This is a genomic window from Adlercreutzia equolifaciens (assembly GCF_029076695.1).
Lineage (GTDB): Bacteria > Actinomycetota > Coriobacteriia > Coriobacteriales > Eggerthellaceae > Adlercreutzia > Adlercreutzia equolifaciens_A.
This window is the reverse complement of the sequence record NZ_JARFIK010000149.1, coordinates 1-350: the sequence shown is the minus strand read 5'-3', so window position 1 is coordinate 350 and position 350 is coordinate 1. Positions and strand designations below refer to the sequence as shown.

The following is a 350-nucleotide window of genomic DNA, read 5'->3' as shown; positions in this document are numbered from 1 at the left end:
CTCAGAAGGATTTGGGCGGCATGATGGTATATCGTGCCAATGGCTCTACGTCTTACAACTACTTCGCCGACATGGATCCGCGCAACTCCAGCTACAACACTCATTTCGTCACCTTCAAGAGTGAGTGGGTGCCTGCAGGGGAAGTGGAGCCGGACACCGGTTCCGTAGTTTCTCCGGTGGACCAGGCCTCGCGTCCGGTGGATGAGATTCAGCCAGGTTCCACCCGCATGGAGGTGGGTGACGTCATCGAGCTGTGGTTCCCGGTACAAGCGGCCATCGACGTCCTGCCCCAGGTGTACCAGGGCAAGGGCGTGGTGAATCAGGTGCCGGATCTGCTGAACGCCAACAGC

General features: G+C 59.1%; 1 protein-coding gene. It reads left to right on the top strand.

What is annotated here, in order from left to right; translation table 11 throughout:
- Positions 1–20: 20 nt before the first annotated feature.
- Positions 21–350, top strand: a 330-nt coding sequence (locus PZH32_RS11855; RefSeq protein WP_275208459.1) for a hypothetical protein, incomplete at its 3' end; no start/stop codon positions are given.